Raw genomic sequence first — 22,165 nt, 5'->3', positions numbered from 1 at the left:
AAAACACATGCACTTCTTCACAAATATTGGGTTGTTTACTAGGTGAATAATTCCTCTATTTTCTGAATACCATCGCGCTGACAAATAATGCGATAGCGCTTATATTCCGTATAATCTTCGTATTCAATTTGCGAGATAAAGTTAATGTAATACACCTTATCTGCATAAAATTGAATCACTTGTTCATTTTGTTCATCCAAGCTCAATACAGCAACTTTAGGATTATCCATGCGCTGCATCATGCGCGTTAAATTAAATCGAAATATATCGTGAACACCTTTAAAAAAATAGGTGCTATTCTTCATCACTTCGCCTCGATCAAGAGATACTTTTTTGCGATACAATAAAATCTTCTCGTTGTGAATGCGGTTTTCAACCTCTAATAAGACCGATCGATTTCTAATATTGAGAATTTCCGAAGGAACTTTATCATCTGTAATAAAGTCAACCGCTTCTTTAATCCAACCTATTGGCTTTCCCTTAATACTAATAGAAGTCTTGTTGTCAAAATATTTCCCTCCCAATTTCCCGGCAAAATAAAAGCGCATCAAATCCTTTATTCGATCTTTCAGCATATACCCCACAACCAAAGCGACAAATAATGGCATGGTAAAATTGCCGTATTTTTGTTGAAAAGAAAAAGCAACTATCGTAGCGAATATCATCGAAATTCCTGCAGCTAAACTATAGTACACTTGTTGAACAAAAACACCATCACTATCTTTTTTCTTATTCGATTCTAAGAGTAAATCCGATTCCACATATTTATTCAACATGGCATAACGATAAATAACGGCTTGATTTACAGCTTTCTCATTCGCCTTAATAAAGCTATATCCCTCGCTTTTCATATACGCTTGTTCAGACAAAATCAATTGCTTCACTTGATTTTGTAATAACTGAAATCGTTCATCTGAAATCAATATCAATTGATCTAACAACAAAAAACTATACCGCAACAAAGTATAAGACAAATATTCATCTGCAAAACTGAAGTAATTCAAATATTCCTTGCCTGTCACTTGTTCGTTTTGATGGAGTTCTTCTTTTAATGCTCTGTATTTATCGCGAATAGCTATACAGGAATCCACATAAGACTGTACTAAATCAAGAGGTTGACTTTCTGTTACTTGCTTAAACTCTGCGACTGAATTTCTCAAAGCACTTCTAAAAATAGCCATAAACATCTTTAGCTGAAACTCAATTTCATAAACATGCAATTCACTTTCCTCTCGAAGTAAGTCTTGAGTAGCAGCACTTAAATTATTAAATGGAATTGCTCCTTCATCAACAATTGCCCCCAATTTGTAAATAGGAGTAATAAAGCGAACTTTAGATTTTACATCAGAATAAAATTGATCTTTAGAATACGTTGTTTTATTTAAATCAAGGGTATTGGGAACAAAGATCCAAGTATTGATAGTAAAATCACTTTTATGTTGATTTTCGCCTTTAATAAAGCCCACTTTCATTTCTAAAGTAAAGGCATCATGCGATCGAACTTTAATATCTAGCATTTCAACAGTGTTTAAATTTAGCTTCCCTTTTTTTACCGCAGGCTATCACGGTCGTTACCCCACAGGGATTTAAACAAATTTAATTATAATAACTACATAATTATACCTTTAATCAAAACAAAGTTTAGCACTAAAAAAGTGCAGTACAGAAGAGAGTGGCCTCCAACACTGAATGCAAGAGAGAAGAAAATCACAGTTAAATTGGGGCAAAGTTTTTGTTTCAAACCCATCCTAAACAAAAATCTTTACTTATCTTTCAACCCTCAATGGGATTCATTTACCGTGATTTAAAAAAACGAAATACTATGAAGGGAATTATATTGGCCGGTGGTTCAGGAACACGATTACACCCACTTACCTTAACTATATCGAAACAACTTTTACCGGTTTACGATAAGCCAATGATTTATTACCCTTTATCGACCTTAATGTTAGCGGGAATACGCGATATTTTAATCATCTCAACGCCTAGGGATTTACCTTTATTTGAAGCCTTATTAGGCACTGGTGAACAATTGGGCATTCAGCTTTCCTATGCTGTTCAACCCCAACCTGAAGGAATCGCACAAGCCTTGCTTATTGCAGATGATTTTATTGGAAGTGATTCGGTTTGCTTAATTTTAGGAGACAACATTTTCTATGGCAATGATTTGAAAAACAAATTACAGCACGCGATTACTTCTGTACAAGAAGAGAAAAAGGCTGTTGTATTTGGGTACACCGTTAAAGACCCTCAACGCTATGGAGTGGTAGAATTTGACGCAAATCACAACGCCATTTCAATTGAAGAAAAACCAACAAACCCCAAATCTACCTTTGCTGTAGTAGGGTTATACTTCTACCCAAACAGCGCAGTGCAGTATGCCAAAACCCTTCAACCATCTGAACGAGGAGAACTAGAAATAACAAGCTTGAATAACCTTTACCTTCAAGAGGACAATTTATTAGTTCAACCTTTAGGACGAGGGTTTGCCTGGTTAGATACGGGTACGCATGAATCTTTAGTAGAAGCTACTGAATTTGTAAAAACAGTAGAAAAGAGAACCGGACTTAAGATTGCTTGTTTAGAAGAAATTGCCCTATACAAAAAGTGGGTTTCCATTGATGCGTTAATGCAACACATTGCCCCTTTTAAAGGAGAATACTACGATTATATTCGAGAGAATATTCGCTTCATTCAGCAAAAGTAAATCCTTTATTTTCGCTGCTCTAGGGCAGCAATCCAAGCTTGATTGGCTAAATACCAATCCACTGTTTTTTGCATGCCTTCTTGAATATTTTCAGCTGGCATCCACCCTAGGGCTTGTAGTTTTGTTGCATCTATCGCATATCTAAAGTCATGTCCTTTTCGATCTTCTACGAAGCGAATCAGCTGTTTACTCCTCCCTTTCTCTTGCTCCAATCGCTCATCTAGGATATCGCATAAAAGGTGAACAAGCTCAATATTTTTCACTTCATTAAATCCCCCAACGTTATAGGTTTCTCCACACTTTCCATGCTCTAGAATGAAGCGAATAGCTTCCGCGTGATCTTCTACATACAGCCAATCGCGAATATTTTCTCCCGTACCATATACAGGAATGGGCTTCTGTTGTATAATGTGTTGAATTGTCAAAGGAATCAGTTTTTCTGGGTATTGATTAGGCCCATAATTATTAGAGCAATTACTAATCAAATAAGGCATTTGATACGTTTCTCCATAGGCGCGAACAAAGTGGTCTGAGCTTGCTTTAGAAGCAGAATAAGGCGAATTAGGTGAATAGGCTGTGCGCTCTGTAAACAAACCTTCACTGCCCAGGGTTCCATATACTTCATCTGTACTGATGTGGTAAAACACCTTTCCTTCCCAGTTGTGTTCCCACAACTTTCGAAAAGCATTCAACAGCACAACAGTTCCCAATACATTGGTTGTAACAAAAGCCAATGGATCAGCGATGGAACGATCCACATGAGATTCGGCTGCTAAATGCACAACATGGGTAAATCGATAAGAATCAAATAATTGATGTACAAAAGACTCCTCTCGGATATCCCCTTGTACAAACTTGTAGTTGGAAAAATGAGCTATATCTTCAATGTTCGCTAAATTTCCCGCATAGGTCAATGCATCTAGATTGACAATGACCGCCTCAGGATAAGCCATTACAAATTTGCGTACCACGTGGCTTCCTATAAAGCCAGCTCCACCTGTAATTAAAATGCATTGTAAAGATTTCATTTGCTCAGATATTATCAACAACAAACAAATATAGCTATAAAAAAGCTACGCATACCTAGGTATGCGTAGCTTAATTTAAACAAAAAAGGTCTATTTACATAGACCTTTTCGTATTAGTTATTTAGCATAACAGGCATTACAAGCATCGTAACTGCTTCTCCATCTTCTAAACCATCTACTGGTGTTAAGATACCGGCTCTGTTTGGCAATGACATTTCTAATTGAATCTCATCCGATTGAAGGTTATTCAACATCTCCAATAAGAATCTTGAGTTAAATCCGATTTGCATATCGTCTCCTTGATAATCACAAGTCAAACGCTCATCTGCTTTGTTTGAGTAATCAATATCTTCTGCTGAGATATTCAACTCTGTACCAGCAATACGCAATCTAATTTGGTGTGTTGTTTTATTTGCATAAATAGCCACACGGCGAACTGAATTCAAGAATTGAACTCTGTTCAACAATAATTTATTTGGATTTTCCTTAGGAATTACTGCTTCGTAATTAGGATACTTTCCATCGATTAAACGACAAGTTAACGCGTAATTATCAAAGGTAAACTTCGCATTAGAATCGTTGAATTCAATTACTACATCTGCTCCTGAAGCCATTAAAATATTTTTCAAAATATTAAGTGGTTTCTTCGGCATGATAAAACTTGCCTCACTAGGAGAAGTAATATCTGTACGAGAGTATTTAACTAACTTATGTGCATCAGTTGCAACGAAAATTAATCCTGTTGGAGCAAATTGAAAAAATACGCCAGACATTACAGGTCTTAAGTCATCGTTTCCTGCAGCAAAAATTGTTTTGCTAATTGCTGTTGCTAATACTCCTGCAGACACTTCCGTTCTTGATGGATCTTCTAAGCTCTCTGCTTTTGGAAACTCATCCCCTGCAGAATACGCTAAAACGTACTTTCCAACATCTGAACTAATTTCAATCGTATTGTTTTCCTTTACTGAGAAAGTCAATGGTTGCTCAGGAAATGTTTTCAATGTTTCCAACAATAACTTAGCAGGAACAGCGATACTTCCTTGACTAGTTGATTCTATCTCTAGGCTAGCAGACATTGTTGTTTCTAAGTCAGAAGCTGAAACTCTCAAGATATTATGATCCAATTCAAACAAGAAATTGTCTAATATATGTAAGGTATTACTACTACTAATAACACTTCCTAACACCTGTAATTGCTTCAACAAATAGGAACTCGATACTATAAATTTCATATTAAAAATATTTTTATATGTAAAAGGCTTTACACCTACAAATATATTCGTTTAACTTCAATAATAAAAGCAGAATTTACACTACTTTTTAACAAAAGCCCTTCTTTTGAAGAAAGAAAATAAAAAACCGATCACTAATAGGACGACAATAGGAACAACCAACACGATAATTTGAATGGTTGAGTGCTGTTCAAAAACCTTCATTTTATCTAATACCGGAATTTTAACTTCCTTAGTACGAAGGTTAATCAGTCCAGAATCATCCAATAAATAATTTACTGCATTAAATAAAAACTCTTTATTTCCGTACAATTTATTGGTCCATTTATCATACCCTAACTCCATCGGTTGGTAGTTCTGATCCAGTTGATTTTTGATCATATCACCATCACTTATCACAATCATTTTGGTCTCCTCACTTTGTTTTTTCGCATTTTGTAAAGCAAATGGCAGAATTCTATTTTCAAAAACGGACTTAAATTGTCCTTCTAACAACACCCCCAACACGTAATTCCCCTTTCCCTCATAATGTTCAGGAGCAGTTTCTTCATTGAGAATATCCAAAGTAATTTCTGCTGGAGTACCAACAGTTAAGGAATATTGAGAAGATTGCAACAAGACCGTTTTTCGAATGTTATTTTTCAAGGTATCGATAGGCGAAACAAAATCCATGCGAACTCCTTCGATATTTTTCACAATAGGGTGATTTGATTCAGGATACACAAAAGGTGCAAACTTCCAAATAAATTCGCCGTATTGGGTTTCACTTCCTTGACGCCCCAGTGCTAATTTGATTGGTGTTGCTACCTCATCTTTCACCAAAAGTGGATTAATACGCACGCCATACTTGAACAACATTTCTCCTAATGATTGATCTTTAGGATAGGCTAACATATTGCCTTTGGCGCGTAAACTATCAAAATCAGCCTGTACTTGATCCAACAACCACAGCGTTTTTCCACCATTCATAATGAATTGATCCAAAACTTCTATTTGCTTTTCATCAAAAGCCTTTGTCGGTTTCGCTATAATAGCTAAATCAAATTCCCTGAGTTGAGCAAGTGTTTGCTCTGGTGCTTTTGCAACAGAGTCCAACGTAAATGGCGCAAGGTGATAATTATCCTTTGCGGACATTAAAAAATCGGCGATATATTGATCCTCTAACTGTCCATTGCCCTTTAGAATGGCTATTTTTTTTGATTTTGGCGTATTTATTTTAGCAATTGCTTCTGTAAAAGCATATTCTAAATGTTGAATAGACGTCAATACTTTTTCTTCAGTATTAGCGCCAATTCTATTTTTCAATAATTGCACTTTGACCATTTGCTCCCCTCTACTGACAAAAGCCCAAGGAAACACTAAGGACTGTGATTGAATCCCTTTGTCGTTAACAGTCAAGGTAACAGGTTTGGCCCCTAATCCATAAAGGTTGTTTATAATTTGTTCTTCTGTTCCGCCACCTTCCTCTAAAGGATTGACAAAGCGAAATAGGATATTTGAATTCTCAGCACTAAACTCTTCCAACAATTGACGAGTTTCACTTTGTAATTTGACAAATTCTTGAGAAAACTGACCTTCGAGTAGCACCTCGATTAAAATAGGTTCATTTACGTTAGCTACAATTTCATTGGTAATAGAAGATAAGGTATACCGCTTGTCTTGTGTCAAATCAAAACGGTGATACACAAAAGCCCCAATACTATTTAGCAGCACAATTCCAGCAATAAAACTTCCGAGCTGAACAATATTTTTCTTTGTTTCTCTTTTCATTATTTGCGCAATTGATTAATTCGGAATACGGTCAAACTTAAAAATAAAGCAGAAAAAGAGATAAAATAAAGTAAATCTCTAGTGTCAATCACTCCTCTTGATATACTGCTAAAATGAGCATTAATTCCCAATTTACCGATACCCTGTAGCGCTTGTACGCGGTCTAATAAGGTTAATCCATAAGAGGCAACCACACAAAACAAAACAGCTAGTATAAAAGACACCACTTGGTTGCTAGTTAAAGCAGAGGCAAAAAGCCCCATAGCTACATAAGCGGCTCCTAAGAAAAGCAATCCTAAATACGAACCAATCACGCTTCCCAAATCAAAGGTTTGCCCTGCTAAGAGGTACTCTTGTAGTACCCATACATAGACCAAAGTGGGTAAAATAGCTAAAAGTACCAATACCAATACCCCAAAAAATTTACCCAAAACAATTTGCCAAGGAGATAGCGGTTTGGTCAAAAGCAACTCGATGGTTCCTTGCTTTATTTCTTCGGAAAAACTTCTCATTGTTACTGCGGGAATTAAGAATAAGAATACCCAAGGTGACAAAAAGAAAAAAGGTGATAAATCGGCAAATCCACTTTGAGGAATGTTATAATTTCCATCCAAAACCCAAAGAAAAACTCCATTAATAATCAAAAAAACAATGATAACTAAATAGCCGATTGGCGATCCAAAAAAGGATTTAATCTCACGCAAACACAGTGCTTTCATATAATAAATGCGATTATTTTAAAGTAGCATATTTATCCACGCTCCACGCCTCAGCCTTTTCTTTGAATAGTTTTTTAAAGTAAGGCCAAACTTCTCCAAACAGCGTTGATTTTTTATAGGTTTCTAGATCGGACTCTTCAGACCAATAGCTATAGGTAAAAAACACATTCGGTTGTTGTTTATCTCTGTAAACCTCTAAGAATTGACAACCGGGAAAGTTTCGAATTTGATCCTTATATTTTTCGAAATGATTTAAAAAATCATCGACTTTTTCCTCTTGTAAGGTAAGTTTTACGATACGTACAAACATTTTTTTTTACTTTAGATTACTCTTCACTAAATTCTATAAACAACTGATCTTCTAGATGAACACCTAATAGCGTTCGAATAGAACCACCAGGTTCATTGGTTGTTGAATACATAATCGCCACAACCAATTGTCCAACTTCATTAAATAAAGCAAGTAATTCTCCTGCTTTATTAATTAGTTCACTTGGATCATTGACGTTAAAATCGGCGTAGTATTCATTTATTTTTGTAATTGTACGATTTTTTATTCGAATACCAAAGTTTCTCCCTCTTCCTACTTGTTCAAACAGTTCTCTCGAAATATTTGTCACTAGATTTCCGAATTTATCCTCATACACATAAGTTCCGATAATAAGATTAGGTTTAACCGTGAGATTGTCGAGCAATAAATTCATTTTATATAACGCATCGATAGGTTGTCCGATTGCTTGAAGTTCTTTTCCTTCACACAATTGATAAGCACAGTAGACAAAGACATCATTTGTACTCATCCCCTCTATGTGGTTAATGGCGACGGCTTCTTCAAATTCGTGTGTTCCCAATGCAACTGCGATTGCTCCATTATCCGTTCCAATAAAGTAATGATCTTGATATTTCACACAAATAGCAGCCGAAAAAGGCAAGATAGCAGAAGCAACAGATAAAATATGAATGCTTCCTTTAGGAAAGTGACTATAGGCCATGGAAAGCACAAAACCAGCATCGGCTACTCTATAATTTCTCACTCCATGGGAAATATCAACTACATTACAATTTTGAATATTAGAATATATCTTTCCCTTTAAAACCCCCACATAATAATCTGTATATCCAAAATCAGTTGTTAATGTAATTATTCGCTGCATTATTTTTTAGTCTCTATTTTTATAAGAAAAATCAATTTTTTATAGTAGATTTGAAATACAAAATTAGACTATTTTTTTAATTAATTCGTATTAGTATTGAACGAAAGAATAATAGAACTATCGGAAATGAGTCCTAAAGAGTTTTGGGGACCTCAAGACATTCACTTAGACGTTTTAAAAAAGCTTTATCCTCGTGTAAAAATAATTGCAAGAGGGTCTCTAATAAAAATTTATGGAGAAGAAGAAGTTTTAGATGAATTTGAACGAAAATTTGTCCGTTTGGTCAAATATTTCACTCGATATAATAAGATTGATGAGAATGCGATTGAGCGCATCGTGCTGGATAGCGACTTACAACAAACCACAGCATTAGATGATGTTTTAGTGCATGGTGTTGGAGGAAAACTCATCAAAGCGATGACAGACAATCAGCAAAAGTTAGTCAAATTTGTAGAGAAGAACGACATGGTTTTCGCCATTGGTCCCGCAGGTACAGGAAAAACCTATACAAGCGTTGCTTTGGCCGTTCGCGCCTTAAAAAACAAAGAAGTCAAACGCATTATTTTAACGCGCCCTGCGGTTGAAGCTGGTGAAAATCTAGGTTTTTTACCTGGTGATATGAAAGAGAAGCTAGACCCTTACATGCAGCCTTTATACGATGCCTTGCGCGATATGATTCCTCCTCAAACTTTAGAGGACTATCTCTTCAAGGGCGTTATCCAAATTGCTCCTTTAGCCTTTATGAGAGGTAGAACCTTAGACCATGCGTTTGTTATTTTAGATGAAGCGCAAAACACTACGCATTCGCAAATGAAAATGTTTCTAACGCGTATGGGAAAAAATGCCAAATTCATCATTACTGGAGATCCTGGGCAAATCGATTTACCTCGAAAAGTTTCTTCTGGATTAAAAGAGGCAATCGACATACTAAAAGATGTCGAGGGAATTGGCATGTTGTATTTAGATGACAAAGACATTGTACGTCACAAATTGGTGAAGCGCATTGTCAATGCTTATAAAGTTGTAGAAGATCGAAGAGATGCGATCAGACCAGACGATATAAAAAAGGTTGAAAACAATTAAGTTTTCAACCTTTTTCAATATTCAATTATTTACTCTCAAGATTATACATTATAAGTATCTCTGAAGAATTGCAGTTTTAATTCTCCACCTATAAACAAATTCAAATCATCTCCATCTAATTCATAACGATCACATTCTTCAAGGATTTCCAACAATTCTTTTTCTCTACTTTCATTTAAAGAAACGTAATCAGGAGATAATACAATTTTAAAAGCGACACTGTCTCCTTCACAACGAAGGTCACCGTAAATCATATGATTTCCACCACTTCCAGAAAAACTACGTGTATTGACATCAATACACACCAATGGAATTTGATTAATTCCCAACTCTTCTATTCGCTTGCTTTCAAAAGATTTAAACACCCAATTACCCGATAAGTTCTTATCGTATAAATAATGTCCAAAACAGGCAAAATCTGTCTCAACTCCATCTTTTTTACACAAGCTAACAGCAACAGAATGATCAAATCTCCCATCCAAAAATGAACGAGCACTATCATCCTTGTAAATGACAATTTCAATTTTTTCGTTTGCTGTAGCTGAACGATACACCCTACCTTCTCCTTCAATTAAAGGTTCTTCATAAGGAAAAACAATTTTTATATTCGGTTTCATACTAGCGTAAACAATACCTTTTTTACTAATTGTTATTGTTTGTAAAGAATCCTGCGCCAATATCTTAAAAAAAACCCCTTCTGAATCCTCTTTTTTCAAGAGGTCCAGTTGTTTTGTATCATTTTCTTTTTGTCCCTTTTCAGTTAAATTATCGCTTCCACAAGAGGGAAACAATGAAACAGTTAAAGCCAATATCATATTCTCAATCTTTTACGTTACAAAGATAATCCCAAACAACATACCAAAAAAAACGAACTTTTTTTATTTAGTAATAATTTAACTTTTATTACTCATTATTTTAGAATTTCAATTATAAATTTAAATAAATAATTGATAACAAAAAAATAATATAACTTAAAAATCAAAAGTAAAATCAATAATTTAACAAATACTAACAAACCAAGGTAAAATATTTACATTGAGACCAATTAACATTTTTAACTCCTCTTAACCTCAATCCCCTTAATAAAAACAAAAAACAAAAAAGCAATTCTTATATTTCTACTTCACTACCTCCATTAACTTCTACAAAAAGGAAGCTTATTTGAGGCCAACCTCCTCATTTTGGGGTAAAAAAAAACTGTTAACACCAAAAGGGTAAACAGTTCTAAACTAATGAATCAGTAATTTTAAAATGATGGGGCACTTCCATTTTTATAACAAGGCCGTTTTATATCCTGTTTGACGCAAGCAGAACATCAAATCCTCTTCATTATTACTTATACAGTATACGCGGATTGACGAATTATCTTTTTTCTGAAAAATCGGCTTGAAACTTTTAGGTAAATTCGCATAAAAAGAATCCATATCCTTTAATTCGTATTTTGGATCTACATCAACGGTAACCAACACTACGAATTCATTTGCTTTTAATACAATTGGTAATTTCATATATCTTATTTTTTTTATTTCTACTCGAAATTTAAAAAAAAATTTAGACAAATCATATTTCGTCTTACAAAATAGTTACTACTTGTCCAGTAAAAACACAAAAATAAAGGTATACTTCTAAAATAGAATTTGTTTTTTCTTATTATTTCCAGTAAATAAATAAAGAATCCGTAATTTAAAAAAGAATAAACACAGCTATCTTCCATTTGTATTATACTATTAAATAAATGTTATATACCAATACTGTTCGCAATTTTACCTACTTTTGTTTGATCTAAAAACAGTAAGAGAACATAACAACTTAGAAAATGCAAAACATTCCTAGTGTTAACTTACGTGATTTCCTATCGGATGACCCGGTACGTAAACAAAAGTTTGTAAATGAAATCGGCCAAGCCTACGAAGAAATTGGATTCGTAGCATTAAAAGGACACTTCTTAGATGATCAATTAGTTGAGAATCTATACACGGAAGTCCGCAATTTTTTCAACCTTCCCCTAGAGACTAAAGCGAAATACGAAATCCCTGGCATTGGTGGCCAAAGAGGATATGTATCCTTTGGAAAAGAGCATGCCAAAGGACGATCAGAAGGGGATCTAAAAGAATTTTTTCACTTTGGACAATATGTTGAAAACAATCCTGAATTAGAGAAAAGCTATCCTGCCAATGTAAGTGTTGATGAATTACCTCAATTCAACCCTATTGGTAAAGAAACGTATCAAATGTTAGAAAAAACAGGTGTTTACGTCTTGCGTGCTTTATCGCTGTACTTGGGACTTGACGAATTTTACTTCGATAAATTTGTCAAAAATGGAAATAGTATTCTAAGACCTATTCACTATCCACCAATCACAGACGAACCCAAAAATGCTGTTCGCGCAGCAGCTCATGGAGACATCAACTTGATTACCTTACTTATGGGAGCGCAAGGAAAAGGATTACAAGTACAGAATCACAAAGGGGAATGGATCGATGCGATTGCTGCAGAAGACGAATTAGTAATCAACGTGGGAGATATGTTATCTAGACATTCAAATAACCGCCTGAAATCAACAATTCACCAAGTGGTTAATCCTCCAAGAGAATTGTGGAGTACTTCTCGTTTTTCTATTCCTTTCTTTATGCATCCTATTAGTGAAATGCCTTTGAATTGTTTAGCGAATTGTATTGATGAAGCTAATCCTAAAAAATTTGACGATATCACCGCTGGTGAATTTTTACACCAACGCCTGGTTGAGTTAGGTTTGATTAAATAGCTAATTGGAGAGAAGAGAGAAGAAAGAAGAGAGAAATCGGAGCGTAGCGAAAATCGAAACGTAGTGAAGATTCATTGCTCACCAAAATAGCATATAAGTCTAATGAGGTAAATTTCTCTCCCTTTTTCTCTCTTCTCTCTATTAAAAATTCTTTCAACTCAAGGAGTAAATTAGTATCTTTGAGTTAGCCCAATACAATTTAAATCCATAAATCCAATTTACAATAATGGCAAAAAAAATCAGCAGTTTAGAAGACTTAGGAGGTTTTGTTTTTTCGACGAATAAAGATTTTGAATTTACTCAAGAAGAAGAAATGGAGACACTTACTCCGGGTAAACAACAACTGGAAGCTCATTTAGACAAGAAAAACAGAGGTGGTAAAATTGCTACGATTATCAAAGGTTTTGAGGGAAATGAAGATGATTTAAAAACATTAGCTAAAGACTTAAAGACGCTTTGTGGAGTTGGGGGAAGTGCTAAAGATGGAGAAATTATCATTCAAGGTAATTTTCGCGATAAAATCATGGAGTATTTACAAAAAAAAGGCTACAAGGTTAAGCGTGTAGGCAGCTAAAAAGAAAAAATATGAAAATAAAATCATCTGAACTTATTTTAAATCCTGATGGTAGTGTATACCACTTGAATTTAAGACCAGAACACCTAGCGGAGAATATCATCTTCGTTGGAGATCAAAATCGAGTAGATCGAATTTCAAGACATTTTGATACGATTGAATTTTCAACGCAAAAAAGAGAGTTCAAAACACACACAGGAACTTATAAAGGCAAGCGTTTTTCTGTTATTTCTACAGGAATTGGCCCAGACAATATTGATATTGTAGTAAACGAAATTGATGCATTATTCAATATTGACTTAGAAACTAGAGAAATTAAGAAAGAACTTACTTCAGTTAATATTGTTCGTATTGGTACATCTGGATCTTTACAAGCCGATATTCCTGTAAATAGTTTTGTTTTATCTCAATACGGTTTAGGATTGGACAATATGATGCGTTCTTATCGCATGGATGACATTACAGATTATGCTATGGAAGAGGCTTTTATTGCTCATACCCAATGGGATTTGAGAAAAGGACGCCCCTATTTCATTCAGAATAGCCCCTGGTTAGAAGAAAAGCTAAGCAGTGAGCAAACCTTCAAAGGGATTACGGGAACTGCAGGTGGTTTTTACGGACCGCAAGGACGCGTATTGCGCTTGGCGATTCAAGACCCTGAGTTAAATCACAAAATCGATAATTTCAAGTTTAATGACTACCGCATTACTAACTTTGAAATGGAAACCTCAGCCATTTACGGTTTAGCGAAATTGCTAGGTCATCATGCGGTTTCTTTGAATACCATTATTGCTAATCGAGCGAATGGTACTTTTTCGGAAGACCCCTATGCGGCAGTAGATCAATTAATCGTCTACACTTTAAATAAGTTAAGCGTAATATAGCCTTATCTTCTTTATATTAAGAAAGCTCAGCCTAGCTGAGCTTTTATCTTTTATAGTAGGCTCGAAGATCGAACCCCAACAAAGCATTGTATTTTTCATATTGCTCGTCTATGGTCGCCGTTAAGTGAATTAACACTTGCGTAATTGGATGCTCAAAAGTTAATTCGACAGCATGCAGGAGCATAGCCGAAAGTCCAAACTGATCTAACCACAGCTTATTTTGCTTATTACATCCGTGCGGCCTACTCCCTAAGATAGGATGAAAAATATGCTTAAAATGTTTGCGCAATTGATGTTGTCTACCTGTCTCTGGATAAGCTTCTACCAACGAATAACGCGAAGTAAGATGCTTGCCGAAAGGAATAGCAACTTCTACCTGTTGTAGCGTTTTATAGTATGTCTTTGCTTCTTGTAATTGTCCGTTATCATTGGTTAGTGCATAATCAATCGTCTCCTCCTCCACTGTATAACCTCGTACAATAGCCATGTATTTTTTCTCTACTTGTCGCGTGGCGAATATCTCGTTCAGTTGTTTTAGGACTTCTTTATTTAATGCGAATAATAGAACACCTGATGTCTTGCGATCTAATCGATGCACGGGATAAACATATTGTCCAATCTGATCGCGCAAAATCTGAATAGCATACTCTTGAATGTCACTGGCAATAAAAGATTTATGAACTAATAAATCACGGGGTTTATTAATAGCGATGATATATTCGTCTTGATACAAAATTTCCAACATTTTGCAAAGATACGGTACTGAAAATACTACAAAAGCCTTTTGTATAATTTATACGCTGACTGCTAAATAAAAGAATACCTTTACGCTCTTTTTAAACTAGATATGACCTTTCAATTCCGTAAAGTAACAGCAATTTTAGCACTTATTAAACAATCATTCTCCAATGAAAGTCTTGATTTAACGAAACTATCAACGAATAAAGCGGTACTGTTACTAGCCATTCCCATGATGTTTGAGATGCTGATGGAATCTGTTTTTGCCTTAGTTGATTTGTATTTTGTAGGTCACCTAAAAGAGAGTGCTTTTGCTATACAAACAGTGGGTTTAACGGAGTCAATGCTGTCGATTATTTATGCTATTTGTATCGGTATTAGCATGGCGGCTACAGCTATTGTAGCGCGAAGAATTGGAGAAAAAGACAAAGAACAAGCAGCTATATATGCAGCTCAAGCGATCTCAATCGCTACAATAATCACTATTCTTTTGAGTGTTTTTGGTTTTATCTATGCGAAAGATTGGTTGATATGGATGGGTGCTTCTGAAGAATCGGCTGAATACGGTTATGGTTATACGCGCATATTATTAGTGAGTTGTGTTTCCATTATGATGTTATTCTTGATTAATGGTATTTTTCGCGGTGCTGGAAATGCGGCAATTGCCATGAAAAGCTTGTGGTTTGGTAATTTATTCAACATTATCCTCTGTCCTATTCTAGTGCGTGGATGGTGGATATTTCCAGAAATGGGACTGGATGGTGCGGCTTATTCTACCGCAATTGGACGAAGTATGGGGGTTTTATACCAAATCTATTACCTCACGCGTAAAGACTCTCTAATTCAACTAAAATTCCACTACTTCAAGATGCAGTGGAATAAAGTATGGCATATCACTAAAATAGCGGTACCTGGTATGGTTCAGTATATGATTGCAACGTGTAGCTGGGTGATTCTAGCACGTATTGTAGCACAAAGCAGTGGTGAAATTGGTTCTTCTGGTTTCTTAACCTGCTTGCGCTTGATGATTTTCTTTATTCTACCTGCTTGGGGATTGAGCAATGCTGCTTCTACTTTGGTAGGGCAACACTTAGGAAATAAAGACCCCCAGCGCGCAACACAATCCGTTGTGATTACCCTAAAATACAACGTCATCTATATGCTCATCGTAACGGTCATTTTCTTTACCATGGCCAACCTATTAGCTTCAATATTTACTACTCAAGAAGATATTAAATCCGTGGCTATTCTCGCCATGTATATTGGTGCTAGTGGCTTTATCTTTTATGGAATCGGAATGACTTTAATGAATGCTTTTAATGGGGCAGGTGATACACTAACACCTTCTTTAATTAACTTTATTGGTTTTTGGGTGTTCCAAATCCCCTTTGCATATGCTATGGTTTATTACTTTAACTGGGGAGCTGAAGGAGTATTTATCGCCATCCCAGCCGCAGAAACGCTGATTGCCCTTTTAGCTTTTATTGCCTTTAAAAGAGGGAAATGGAAGTTGAAACAGGTGTAATAAATAGTTAACGGTTAACAGGGAACGGTTAACAGAAAATATGCAATGACTAGAAAACAATCCTTTGTAGCAGTTGTTTTTTGTACTTAATTAACCGTTAACCGTTAACCGATAACCGTTCACAGAAAATATGCAATGAATAGAAAACAATCCTTTGTAGCAGTTGTTTTTTTGTACTTAATTAACGGTTAACACCGTTAACAGTTAACAGTTAACAGTTAACCGTTCACAGTTAACCGTTCACCGTTAACGGATTTCTAATCATATCCACGTGTGGAATTCCATCTTCTACATATTCTGCTGAAGCAGGTTCAAATCCAAAGGACCCATAGAATTTCTTTAGATACGTTTGAGCGCCAATCTGAATGGGTTGTGCTCCAAATTCTTCTTCTATTTTCTCTAAGGTAAGGTCAATTAAAATTCTTCCTAAACCATCTTTTCTGTGATCTGCATGAACGACAACTCGACCAATTGAAATTTCTTTATAGCTCAAACCTGGAGGAACAATTCTAGCATATGCCACTACTTGTCCGTGTTGGGTAGCAAATACGTGTAAACAGTTTTTATCTTTTCCATCTAATTCTGGATAAGGGCAATTTTGTTCTACCACAAAAATATTGGTGCGCAATTGCATGATATCATACAACTCGTCTAACGTCAATTCTTCAAATGCTTTTGTATGCCAGTGAATACTATTCATAACTTCAATTATTTGGAACAAAATTAAAAAAATATAGGTATTTGTCTACCATTCCACATCATTTTATTAAATGAGTTTATCATTATTGCAGGAGTAAATAAATACTAACAGCAAAGCCATTATTTAAGACGTGAAATAGGTAGCCATACCAAAACCCAAAGCGCAGACGCAAATACCCCATTCCCAATCCCAATACAAATTGAGGTAAGGTAATTAAAGGCGCAAGGAGAACAACGCGCAAGGGAAATTCCTCAAAATTAAAAATGTGAATCAAAGCGAAGGAAACAGAAGCGACATAGAAAACAAGAGGAAAATGAGCAGTCCACCAATTCGCTAAAAGAGAAGGATATTTGGTACACAAAATAAGAAATCCGACCAAAAGCAGACCAGAAAAAGTATAGAGATATAATGTTCCATTAGAACTCATCTTTTCAGCAGGATAAGATGCAGCTTGAGTCATATAAGCTATAAAGGCAATAACACCCACTATCACATTTCTCAAACGGAAACGCATAGCCAAACGAAAAGCAATTTCTTCCAAAAAAGGGCCTAAAATAACTGCGAATCCAACGAATCCCCAAATACCTATTTGCTCCATGACCTCTTCAAAACGGTCATGCATAGGAATATCCACAAGAGAATCCAAAAACACTCCTCCAAAAATGATGAATACAAAAAGGTAAAGCCAAAGCTTAAAAGATAAAAACAGTGCTTGCTTTTTATGATGAAAAAGAGGTTCTGTATGAGGTTTTCTCAGAAATTGTAAAAAATCGAATAATAGGGCTTGGGTTGACATCATGCTTATTTATAACTCTTCAAGATAATCAAAAAAGGTTATTCCATGTGGAATAACCTTTTTATTATTTTTATTTGATCCTAGAACAATCCTTTTAATGCATCAATAGCTCCTCCTAACCCCTCTTTTCCTCCGGTAAGAGAACCGAGCATATCTTTTAATCCTCCGCCATTTCCGTTACTTAATCCTCCGATTAGATCGGTCAGTTGAAAACCACTCTCTCCTCCTTGTACTTTCGAAACAATCAGTTCAATAACAGAGGGAATTACAGTACCTGCAAAATTTGAGGCTACTCCTTCTGGTAATCCTATTTTCTCTGTCAATCCTGAGACTAAGTTTCCGATCATTCCTGACACCATTGGATTGGAAGTTAAATTACCTACACCTCCACTTAAAAGGTCTGTTAATCCACTGATATTACCACTGCTGATACTATCTTTAAATCCGTTGATGATGCTGTCTCCTGTTTCTTTTGTAACAGCCGAAGTTAAGTCGTTAGAAATTGCTGATCCACTGATTTCTTTTGCACTGACTTGCTCAATTAATTTTGTAATTTGCGCTACCATAGTTTTTATTATTTCAAATAAAACTAAGCAATTAATTCAACAATTCTTTTATTTTAACAGTTATTTCAGACCATACTTGGTGTTGACTTTCATGAGTCGCTGTTGCAATATTAGGTGACAATGAAAAAGCAGGTTGCATCAGAACTTGAATCACGGGATGAGGCTCTTCTTCAAAGCGATCTAATCCTGCAAAAAGAATAGTTTCTTTGTTTACCTCATCGACTAAATCTACTTCATTAATCGCTTCAGGATAGGCACAATTGATTACCCCAATAAGGTTCTGCGCTTTTTCAAAAGACTCTTTATTGACAACATAACGCTGAAAATATTTTGTGTGTACCGAGATAAAATGAGACTGCTCAAGTAGTGTATCCATCGCGATTGATTCCATATTGATTGGAAACACTAGTCCATTTGGCAATTCAAACTCTGTTTGCACTTGGGGTGTTGCTGTATCGGTATACACCACATGCATCCCTAATCCCAAGGCCTTTTGTGCTAAAAATTGCCCGGCTAAATTCATGCCGATAATTCCAAGCGTTTTCCCAGCTATTTCAATACCTGAACTATAGGATTGCTGAAGGGATTTAAACATCGTATCCCCTTCTAAAGGCATATTTCTATTGGCTTCTTGTAGCAATCTAGCACCGTTAAATAAATGAGCCAATACCATTTCTGCCGTTGCATTGGCCAACGATTCTTCGGCCCAAAGTACGGTTATCCCATTACTCTTGATGTAATCAATCAACTCTAAATTCACCACAACCCCTGCAAAAACAATGGCTTTTAAATGCTTTAATTCATCAATCATCGCTTTGTTCAACAAAGTTCCTTGCTGTACCAACAAAACGTCGATTTCATTTTTTTGAGTATACGCTACTACTTGCTCATGCGCTACGCGTACTTCCTTTATTTCAAATCCTAACGATTCTAATGCTTGTTTACTATGTTCTGGTATACCATCATTGGCTAATACTCTCATTATTCTCTAATTTAGCAAGTTAGACTAAAGTCTTCATTTGGTGTAATACTGAAGTTAGTACTTCTACACTTTGGAGGGATACGGCATTGTACAAAGAGGCACGATATCCTCCCACCGAACGATGTCCTTTGATATTGGCAACTTGAGCCTCCATACAAAGTTGATCGAAGATTGTATTCATTCCCTCTTCTTTAAACGTAAATGTGGCGTTCATTTTTGATCGATCTTCGATGGCTGCCGTTCCTGATACAAAATCCAATTCATCTATTGTTTGATATAACAGGGCTGCTTTTTTATTATTGATACCTTCAATAGCTGCAACACCTCCCTGTTGTTTAAGCCATCTCAGGTTTAACAAACAGGTGTAAACCGCAAATACATTGGCTGTATGATACAAACTATCTTTGGCGATGTGCTCTTGGTAGTCTAACATTTGCGGAATAGCTCGTTTTGTTTTTCCGAGAATTTCTTCCTTAACTAGAATCAAACTAACCCCTGCAGACCCAATATTTTTCTGAGCTCCCGCATAAATTAAATCAATCTTGTCGCAGTCAAATTCGCGTGAAAAAATATCCGAACTCATATCACAAACTAATGGAGCATTGGTTTGAGGGATATAAGTAAACTGCGTCCCATAAATGGTATTATTCGACGTAAAATGAACGTAATCAACAGCCTCCTCTACGCGCACATTTTTGGGAATATAGGAAAAATGCTGATCTTCCGAACTCGCAATAACCTTTACTTCACCAAGCATTTGTGCTTGTTCAATGGCTTTACTAGACCAGGTACCTGTATTGATATACGCTGCTTTTTGTTGCATTAAACTATAGGGAACACGTAAGAATTCCATACTTGCTCCCCCTTGTAAAAATAAAGCGACATAACCTTTTTGCTCTAATCCCAACAGCTCTAAACTCAACTGCCTCGCTTCTTCAAGAACGGCAATAAATTCTTTACTTCGGTGAGAAATAGACAAAATAGACATTCCCGTATCTTCAAAATTGAGAACGGCCTGAGCGGCTTGTTCGTATACCGTTTGAGGCAACAAACTAGGTCCCGCACAAAAGTTATGTACCTGTTTCATGGGGTTATAATTTTAGCAAAAATTCAAGGGTATCCACCTGATCGGCATAATCCCACAGCTGCGGATGTTGTGTTTGCCCAAAAGCAATACTATCCTCTGTTAAGTCATTGGACACAATACACTGTATCTTATCCTGATCCTTACGCAATTGATCCACCACCTCATCAAGTGTATCATAATATTCATAATATACAGAGGAGATTGGCGATGCATAAGAAGCATCTTCTTTTATCGTTAAAAAGCCATTATCTAACAATTTAAACTCGCTCATCAAGAAAACCGCTTTATTATAATCGTAATTATTGGCATATCTTTCGTATTCAATAACTTCTTTATACGCATACATTCCCTGGAAAAAAGCATCAAAATTATAGTCTTTTGGCACAAATAGTTTGGATACATTTCGACAACCTAATCCATAAAAAGTAAAGATATCTTTTCCTAGGGCAGTTAGTTGTTCTGGCGTTTCTGCTCCCGTTAATAGAGCCACTGAATTTCGATTTTTGCGAATCACGTGTGGAACACTACTAAAATAATAATCAAAGTAACGGGCTGTATTATTACTTCCTGTAGCAATTACAGCTTCAAAACCTTCCATTTTACCTTCTATAAAAACAATGCGCTCTTTCAATTGCGGTTCAACAGCAATAAGATAAGCAGCAAGAGTAGGTAAAAGCTTTTGATCATTGGATGACAACTTAACCAAGGCGATATTACCTGAAAGCAAGACTGACAAGAAATCGTGAAACCCTACCAAAGGAATATTACCAGCTAAAATTAGTCCTACTTTTTTACGGGGTTCCCTTGAAAAATCATACATCGAACACCACGTTTCAATATTTTCAGCTGTTAATGCATCAGCCCAAGATTTAACTGCGACAATAACTTGCTCTTTAATAAACCATCCGTTATAGTGTACTGAAGATTCAATTAAAGCTTCAAATGATGAAAAAAAAGCGTCATTATATTCAACTTCTTCACTTTTTACGAATTCGTTATTAGCAAATTGTCTTAAAAAATCTCCTAACGTTATAAATGCTTTTTTTTTAGCTTCTAAATCCATATTGATTTGTTTGTGAAATGTTTTGGGTGTAAATTTGTAGCAAAGTTAATACATATAAAACAAAATATAAGCTATGGCAATCATTATAACTGACGAATGCATAAATTGCGGTGCTTGTGAACCTGAGTGCCCAAACAATGCAATATACGAGGGAGCTGACGACTGGAGATATAAAGATGGTACAGCCTTAAGAGGAAGTGTAGTTTTACCTGATGGTACAGAAATTGATGCAGATGCAGCACAAGATCCTGTTTCAGATGAGTTCTACTATATTGTTCCTTCTAAATGTACAGAGTGTAAAGGTTTCCACGAAGAACCTCAATGTGCCGCAGTTTGTCCTGTTGATTGTTGTATTCCTGACGACAACCATGTTGAAAGTGAAGAAACACTCTTAAACAGACAAGCTTTCTTACACAATCATTAATTGATGTAGACTGAAAAAATCACAGCAATCAGCTGAGATATTTCATAACTAAAAAGAGATTTGGACCCTTTCCAAATCTCTTTTTTTGTTCGTTTATTTATTTTTACTCGGTGTTAGTACAAAATAGATCACATAAATCCATCCTAACAATCCGTGAATAATAGCCCAGAGCACAGATTTATTCCGCGACCAAGAAGCTACAATTGCAATAATAGTTCCTAATCCAACACCTCCTAAAATTCCTGCATTTCCGCCAGAACTGGCAAAAGCTTGTGTCCCTACTAACAAGAAAAACACAAGTAACAATAGATACTTTTTCATCGGTTTTGTTTTTTAATTTGCTTTAAATTAATTATTTACAATTAAAAA

24 protein-coding genes are annotated in these 22,165 nt (G+C 35.7%); 7 read left to right on the top strand and 17 right to left on the bottom strand.

Annotated features, from left to right (window positions below):
* Positions 1–38: 38 nt before the first annotated feature.
* A complete protein-coding gene (locus FBR08_RS11485; RefSeq protein ID WP_158962841.1) occupies positions 39–1,517 on the bottom strand; it encodes a hypothetical protein in 1,479 nt (492 codons plus the stop codon).
* Positions 1,518–1,822: 305 nt separating this feature from the next.
* Here FBR08_RS11485 and rfbA point away from each other — a divergent pair, with 305 nt between their 5' ends.
* A complete protein-coding gene (gene rfbA, locus FBR08_RS11480; RefSeq protein WP_158962840.1) occupies positions 1,823–2,707 on the top strand; it encodes a glucose-1-phosphate thymidylyltransferase RfbA in 885 nt (294 codons plus the stop codon).
* Positions 2,708–2,712: 5 nt separating this feature from the next.
* Here rfbA and rfbB read toward each other — a convergent pair whose 3' ends face one another.
* The 6 genes from rfbB to FBR08_RS11450 form a co-directional block, all read right to left on the bottom strand.
* Positions 2,713–3,735: a dTDP-glucose 4,6-dehydratase gene (rfbB, locus tag FBR08_RS11475; RefSeq protein WP_158962839.1), complete on the bottom strand. Its 1,023-nt coding sequence runs from the start codon at positions 3,733–3,735 to the stop codon at positions 2,713–2,715.
* Positions 3,736–3,848: 113 nt separating this feature from the next.
* Positions 3,849–4,967, bottom strand: a complete 1,119-nt coding sequence (gene dnaN, locus FBR08_RS11470; protein WP_158962838.1) for a DNA polymerase III subunit beta — start codon at positions 4,965–4,967, stop codon at positions 3,849–3,851.
* Between the two features lie 81 nt (positions 4,968–5,048).
* Complete coding sequence (gldG, locus tag FBR08_RS11465) at positions 5,049–6,737, bottom strand: gliding motility-associated ABC transporter substrate-binding protein GldG (protein ID WP_158962837.1); 1,689 nt, start codon at positions 6,735–6,737, stop codon at positions 5,049–5,051.
* Positions 6,737–7,456, bottom strand: a complete 720-nt coding sequence (gldF, locus tag FBR08_RS11460) for a gliding motility-associated ABC transporter permease subunit GldF (protein ID WP_158962836.1) — start codon at positions 7,454–7,456, stop codon at positions 6,737–6,739. The genes gldG and gldF overlap by 1 nt, the downstream gene beginning before the upstream one ends.
* A 13-nt stretch (positions 7,457–7,469) precedes the next feature.
* Complete coding sequence (locus FBR08_RS11455) at positions 7,470–7,766, bottom strand: putative quinol monooxygenase (protein ID WP_158962835.1); 297 nt, start codon at positions 7,764–7,766, stop codon at positions 7,470–7,472.
* Positions 7,767–7,782: 16 nt separating this feature from the next.
* Positions 7,783–8,610: an SAM hydrolase/SAM-dependent halogenase family protein gene (locus FBR08_RS11450; RefSeq protein ID WP_158962834.1), complete on the bottom strand. Its 828-nt coding sequence runs from the start codon at positions 8,608–8,610 to the stop codon at positions 7,783–7,785.
* Between the two features lie 96 nt (positions 8,611–8,706).
* On the opposite strand from FBR08_RS11450, the gene FBR08_RS11445 reads away from it, so the two are divergent.
* Positions 8,707–9,693 carry a PhoH family protein gene (locus FBR08_RS11445; protein WP_158962833.1) on the top strand — a complete coding sequence of 329 codons (987 nt, stop codon included), beginning with the start codon at positions 8,707–8,709 and terminating at the stop codon, positions 9,691–9,693.
* Positions 9,694–9,734: 41 nt separating this feature from the next.
* On the opposite strand, the gene FBR08_RS11440 is transcribed toward FBR08_RS11445, so the two are convergent.
* Together FBR08_RS11440 and FBR08_RS11435 are read right to left on the bottom strand one after the other, a co-directional pair.
* A complete protein-coding gene (locus FBR08_RS11440) occupies positions 9,735–10,508 on the bottom strand; it encodes a hypothetical protein (protein ID WP_158962832.1) in 774 nt (257 codons plus the stop codon).
* 456 nt (positions 10,509–10,964) lie between these two features.
* Positions 10,965–11,201, bottom strand: coding sequence for a hypothetical protein (locus FBR08_RS11435; protein WP_158962831.1), 237 nt, complete (start codon positions 11,199–11,201; stop codon positions 10,965–10,967).
* A gap of 308 nt (positions 11,202–11,509) precedes the next feature.
* Here FBR08_RS11435 and FBR08_RS11430 point away from each other — a divergent pair, with 308 nt between their 5' ends.
* From FBR08_RS11430 to FBR08_RS11420, 3 genes are all read left to right on the top strand, one after another.
* The gene (locus FBR08_RS11430) at positions 11,510–12,457 is read left to right on the top strand and encodes an isopenicillin N synthase family dioxygenase (protein WP_158962830.1); all 948 of its coding nucleotides are present in this window, start codon (positions 11,510–11,512) and stop codon (positions 12,455–12,457) included.
* A gap of 226 nt (positions 12,458–12,683) precedes the next feature.
* Complete coding sequence (locus tag FBR08_RS11425; protein ID WP_158962829.1) at positions 12,684–13,031, top strand: translation initiation factor; 348 nt, start codon at positions 12,684–12,686, stop codon at positions 13,029–13,031.
* 11 nt (positions 13,032–13,042) lie between these two features.
* Complete coding sequence (locus FBR08_RS11420) at positions 13,043–13,915, top strand: nucleoside phosphorylase (RefSeq protein ID WP_158962828.1); 873 nt, start codon at positions 13,043–13,045, stop codon at positions 13,913–13,915.
* 43 nt (positions 13,916–13,958) lie between these two features.
* On the opposite strand, the gene FBR08_RS11415 is transcribed toward FBR08_RS11420, so the two are convergent.
* Positions 13,959–14,660, bottom strand: a complete 702-nt coding sequence (locus FBR08_RS11415; RefSeq protein ID WP_158962827.1) for a pseudouridine synthase — start codon at positions 14,658–14,660, stop codon at positions 13,959–13,961.
* A 102-nt stretch (positions 14,661–14,762) separates the two neighbouring features.
* On the opposite strand from FBR08_RS11415, the gene FBR08_RS11410 reads away from it, so the two are divergent.
* Positions 14,763–16,178 carry an MATE family efflux transporter gene (locus FBR08_RS11410; RefSeq protein WP_158962826.1) on the top strand — a complete coding sequence of 472 codons (1,416 nt, stop codon included), beginning with the start codon at positions 14,763–14,765 and terminating at the stop codon, positions 16,176–16,178.
* 232 nt (positions 16,179–16,410) lie between these two features.
* Here FBR08_RS11410 and FBR08_RS11405 read toward each other — a convergent pair whose 3' ends face one another.
* The 6 genes from FBR08_RS11405 to FBR08_RS11380 all read right to left on the bottom strand — a co-directional run bounded on the left by FBR08_RS11405 (position 16,411) and on the right by FBR08_RS11380 (position 21,372).
* Positions 16,411–16,878, bottom strand: a complete 468-nt coding sequence (locus FBR08_RS11405) for a GNAT family N-acetyltransferase (RefSeq protein ID WP_158962825.1) — start codon at positions 16,876–16,878, stop codon at positions 16,411–16,413.
* 82 nt (positions 16,879–16,960) lie between these two features.
* Positions 16,961–17,677 carry a CPBP family glutamic-type intramembrane protease gene (locus tag FBR08_RS11400; protein WP_233266102.1) on the bottom strand — a complete coding sequence of 239 codons (717 nt, stop codon included), beginning with the start codon at positions 17,675–17,677 and terminating at the stop codon, positions 16,961–16,963.
* 77 nt (positions 17,678–17,754) lie between these two features.
* Positions 17,755–18,240: a hypothetical protein gene (locus FBR08_RS11395; protein WP_158962824.1), complete on the bottom strand. Its 486-nt coding sequence runs from the start codon at positions 18,238–18,240 to the stop codon at positions 17,755–17,757.
* A 31-nt stretch (positions 18,241–18,271) separates the two neighbouring features.
* Positions 18,272–19,222 (bottom strand): NAD(P)-dependent oxidoreductase, encoded by a 951-nt coding sequence (locus tag FBR08_RS11390; RefSeq protein WP_158962823.1) that lies wholly within the window; start codon positions 19,220–19,222, stop codon positions 18,272–18,274.
* A gap of 19 nt (positions 19,223–19,241) precedes the next feature.
* Positions 19,242–20,309 (bottom strand): 3-phosphoserine/phosphohydroxythreonine transaminase, encoded by a 1,068-nt coding sequence (gene serC, locus FBR08_RS11385; protein WP_158962822.1) that lies wholly within the window; start codon positions 20,307–20,309, stop codon positions 19,242–19,244.
* A 4-nt stretch (positions 20,310–20,313) separates the two neighbouring features.
* Positions 20,314–21,372 carry an acyl-CoA reductase gene (locus tag FBR08_RS11380; protein WP_158962821.1) on the bottom strand — a complete coding sequence of 353 codons (1,059 nt, stop codon included), beginning with the start codon at positions 21,370–21,372 and terminating at the stop codon, positions 20,314–20,316.
* A 73-nt stretch (positions 21,373–21,445) separates the two neighbouring features.
* Here FBR08_RS11380 and FBR08_RS11375 point away from each other — a divergent pair, with 73 nt between their 5' ends.
* Positions 21,446–21,796 carry a 4Fe-4S dicluster domain-containing protein gene (locus FBR08_RS11375; RefSeq protein WP_158962820.1) on the top strand — a complete coding sequence of 117 codons (351 nt, stop codon included), beginning with the start codon at positions 21,446–21,448 and terminating at the stop codon, positions 21,794–21,796.
* Positions 21,797–21,889: 93 nt separating this feature from the next.
* Here FBR08_RS11375 and FBR08_RS11370 read toward each other — a convergent pair whose 3' ends face one another.
* Positions 21,890–22,117, bottom strand: coding sequence for a hypothetical protein (locus tag FBR08_RS11370; protein ID WP_158962819.1), 228 nt, complete (start codon positions 22,115–22,117; stop codon positions 21,890–21,892).
* Between the last annotated feature and the right edge of the window lie 48 nt (positions 22,118–22,165).

Source organism: Myroides fluvii, assembly GCF_009792295.1.
In the GTDB taxonomy this organism is placed as follows: domain Bacteria; phylum Bacteroidota; class Bacteroidia; order Flavobacteriales; family Flavobacteriaceae; genus Flavobacterium; species Flavobacterium fluvii_A.
This window is presented reverse-complemented; position numbering and strand designations above follow the sequence as displayed.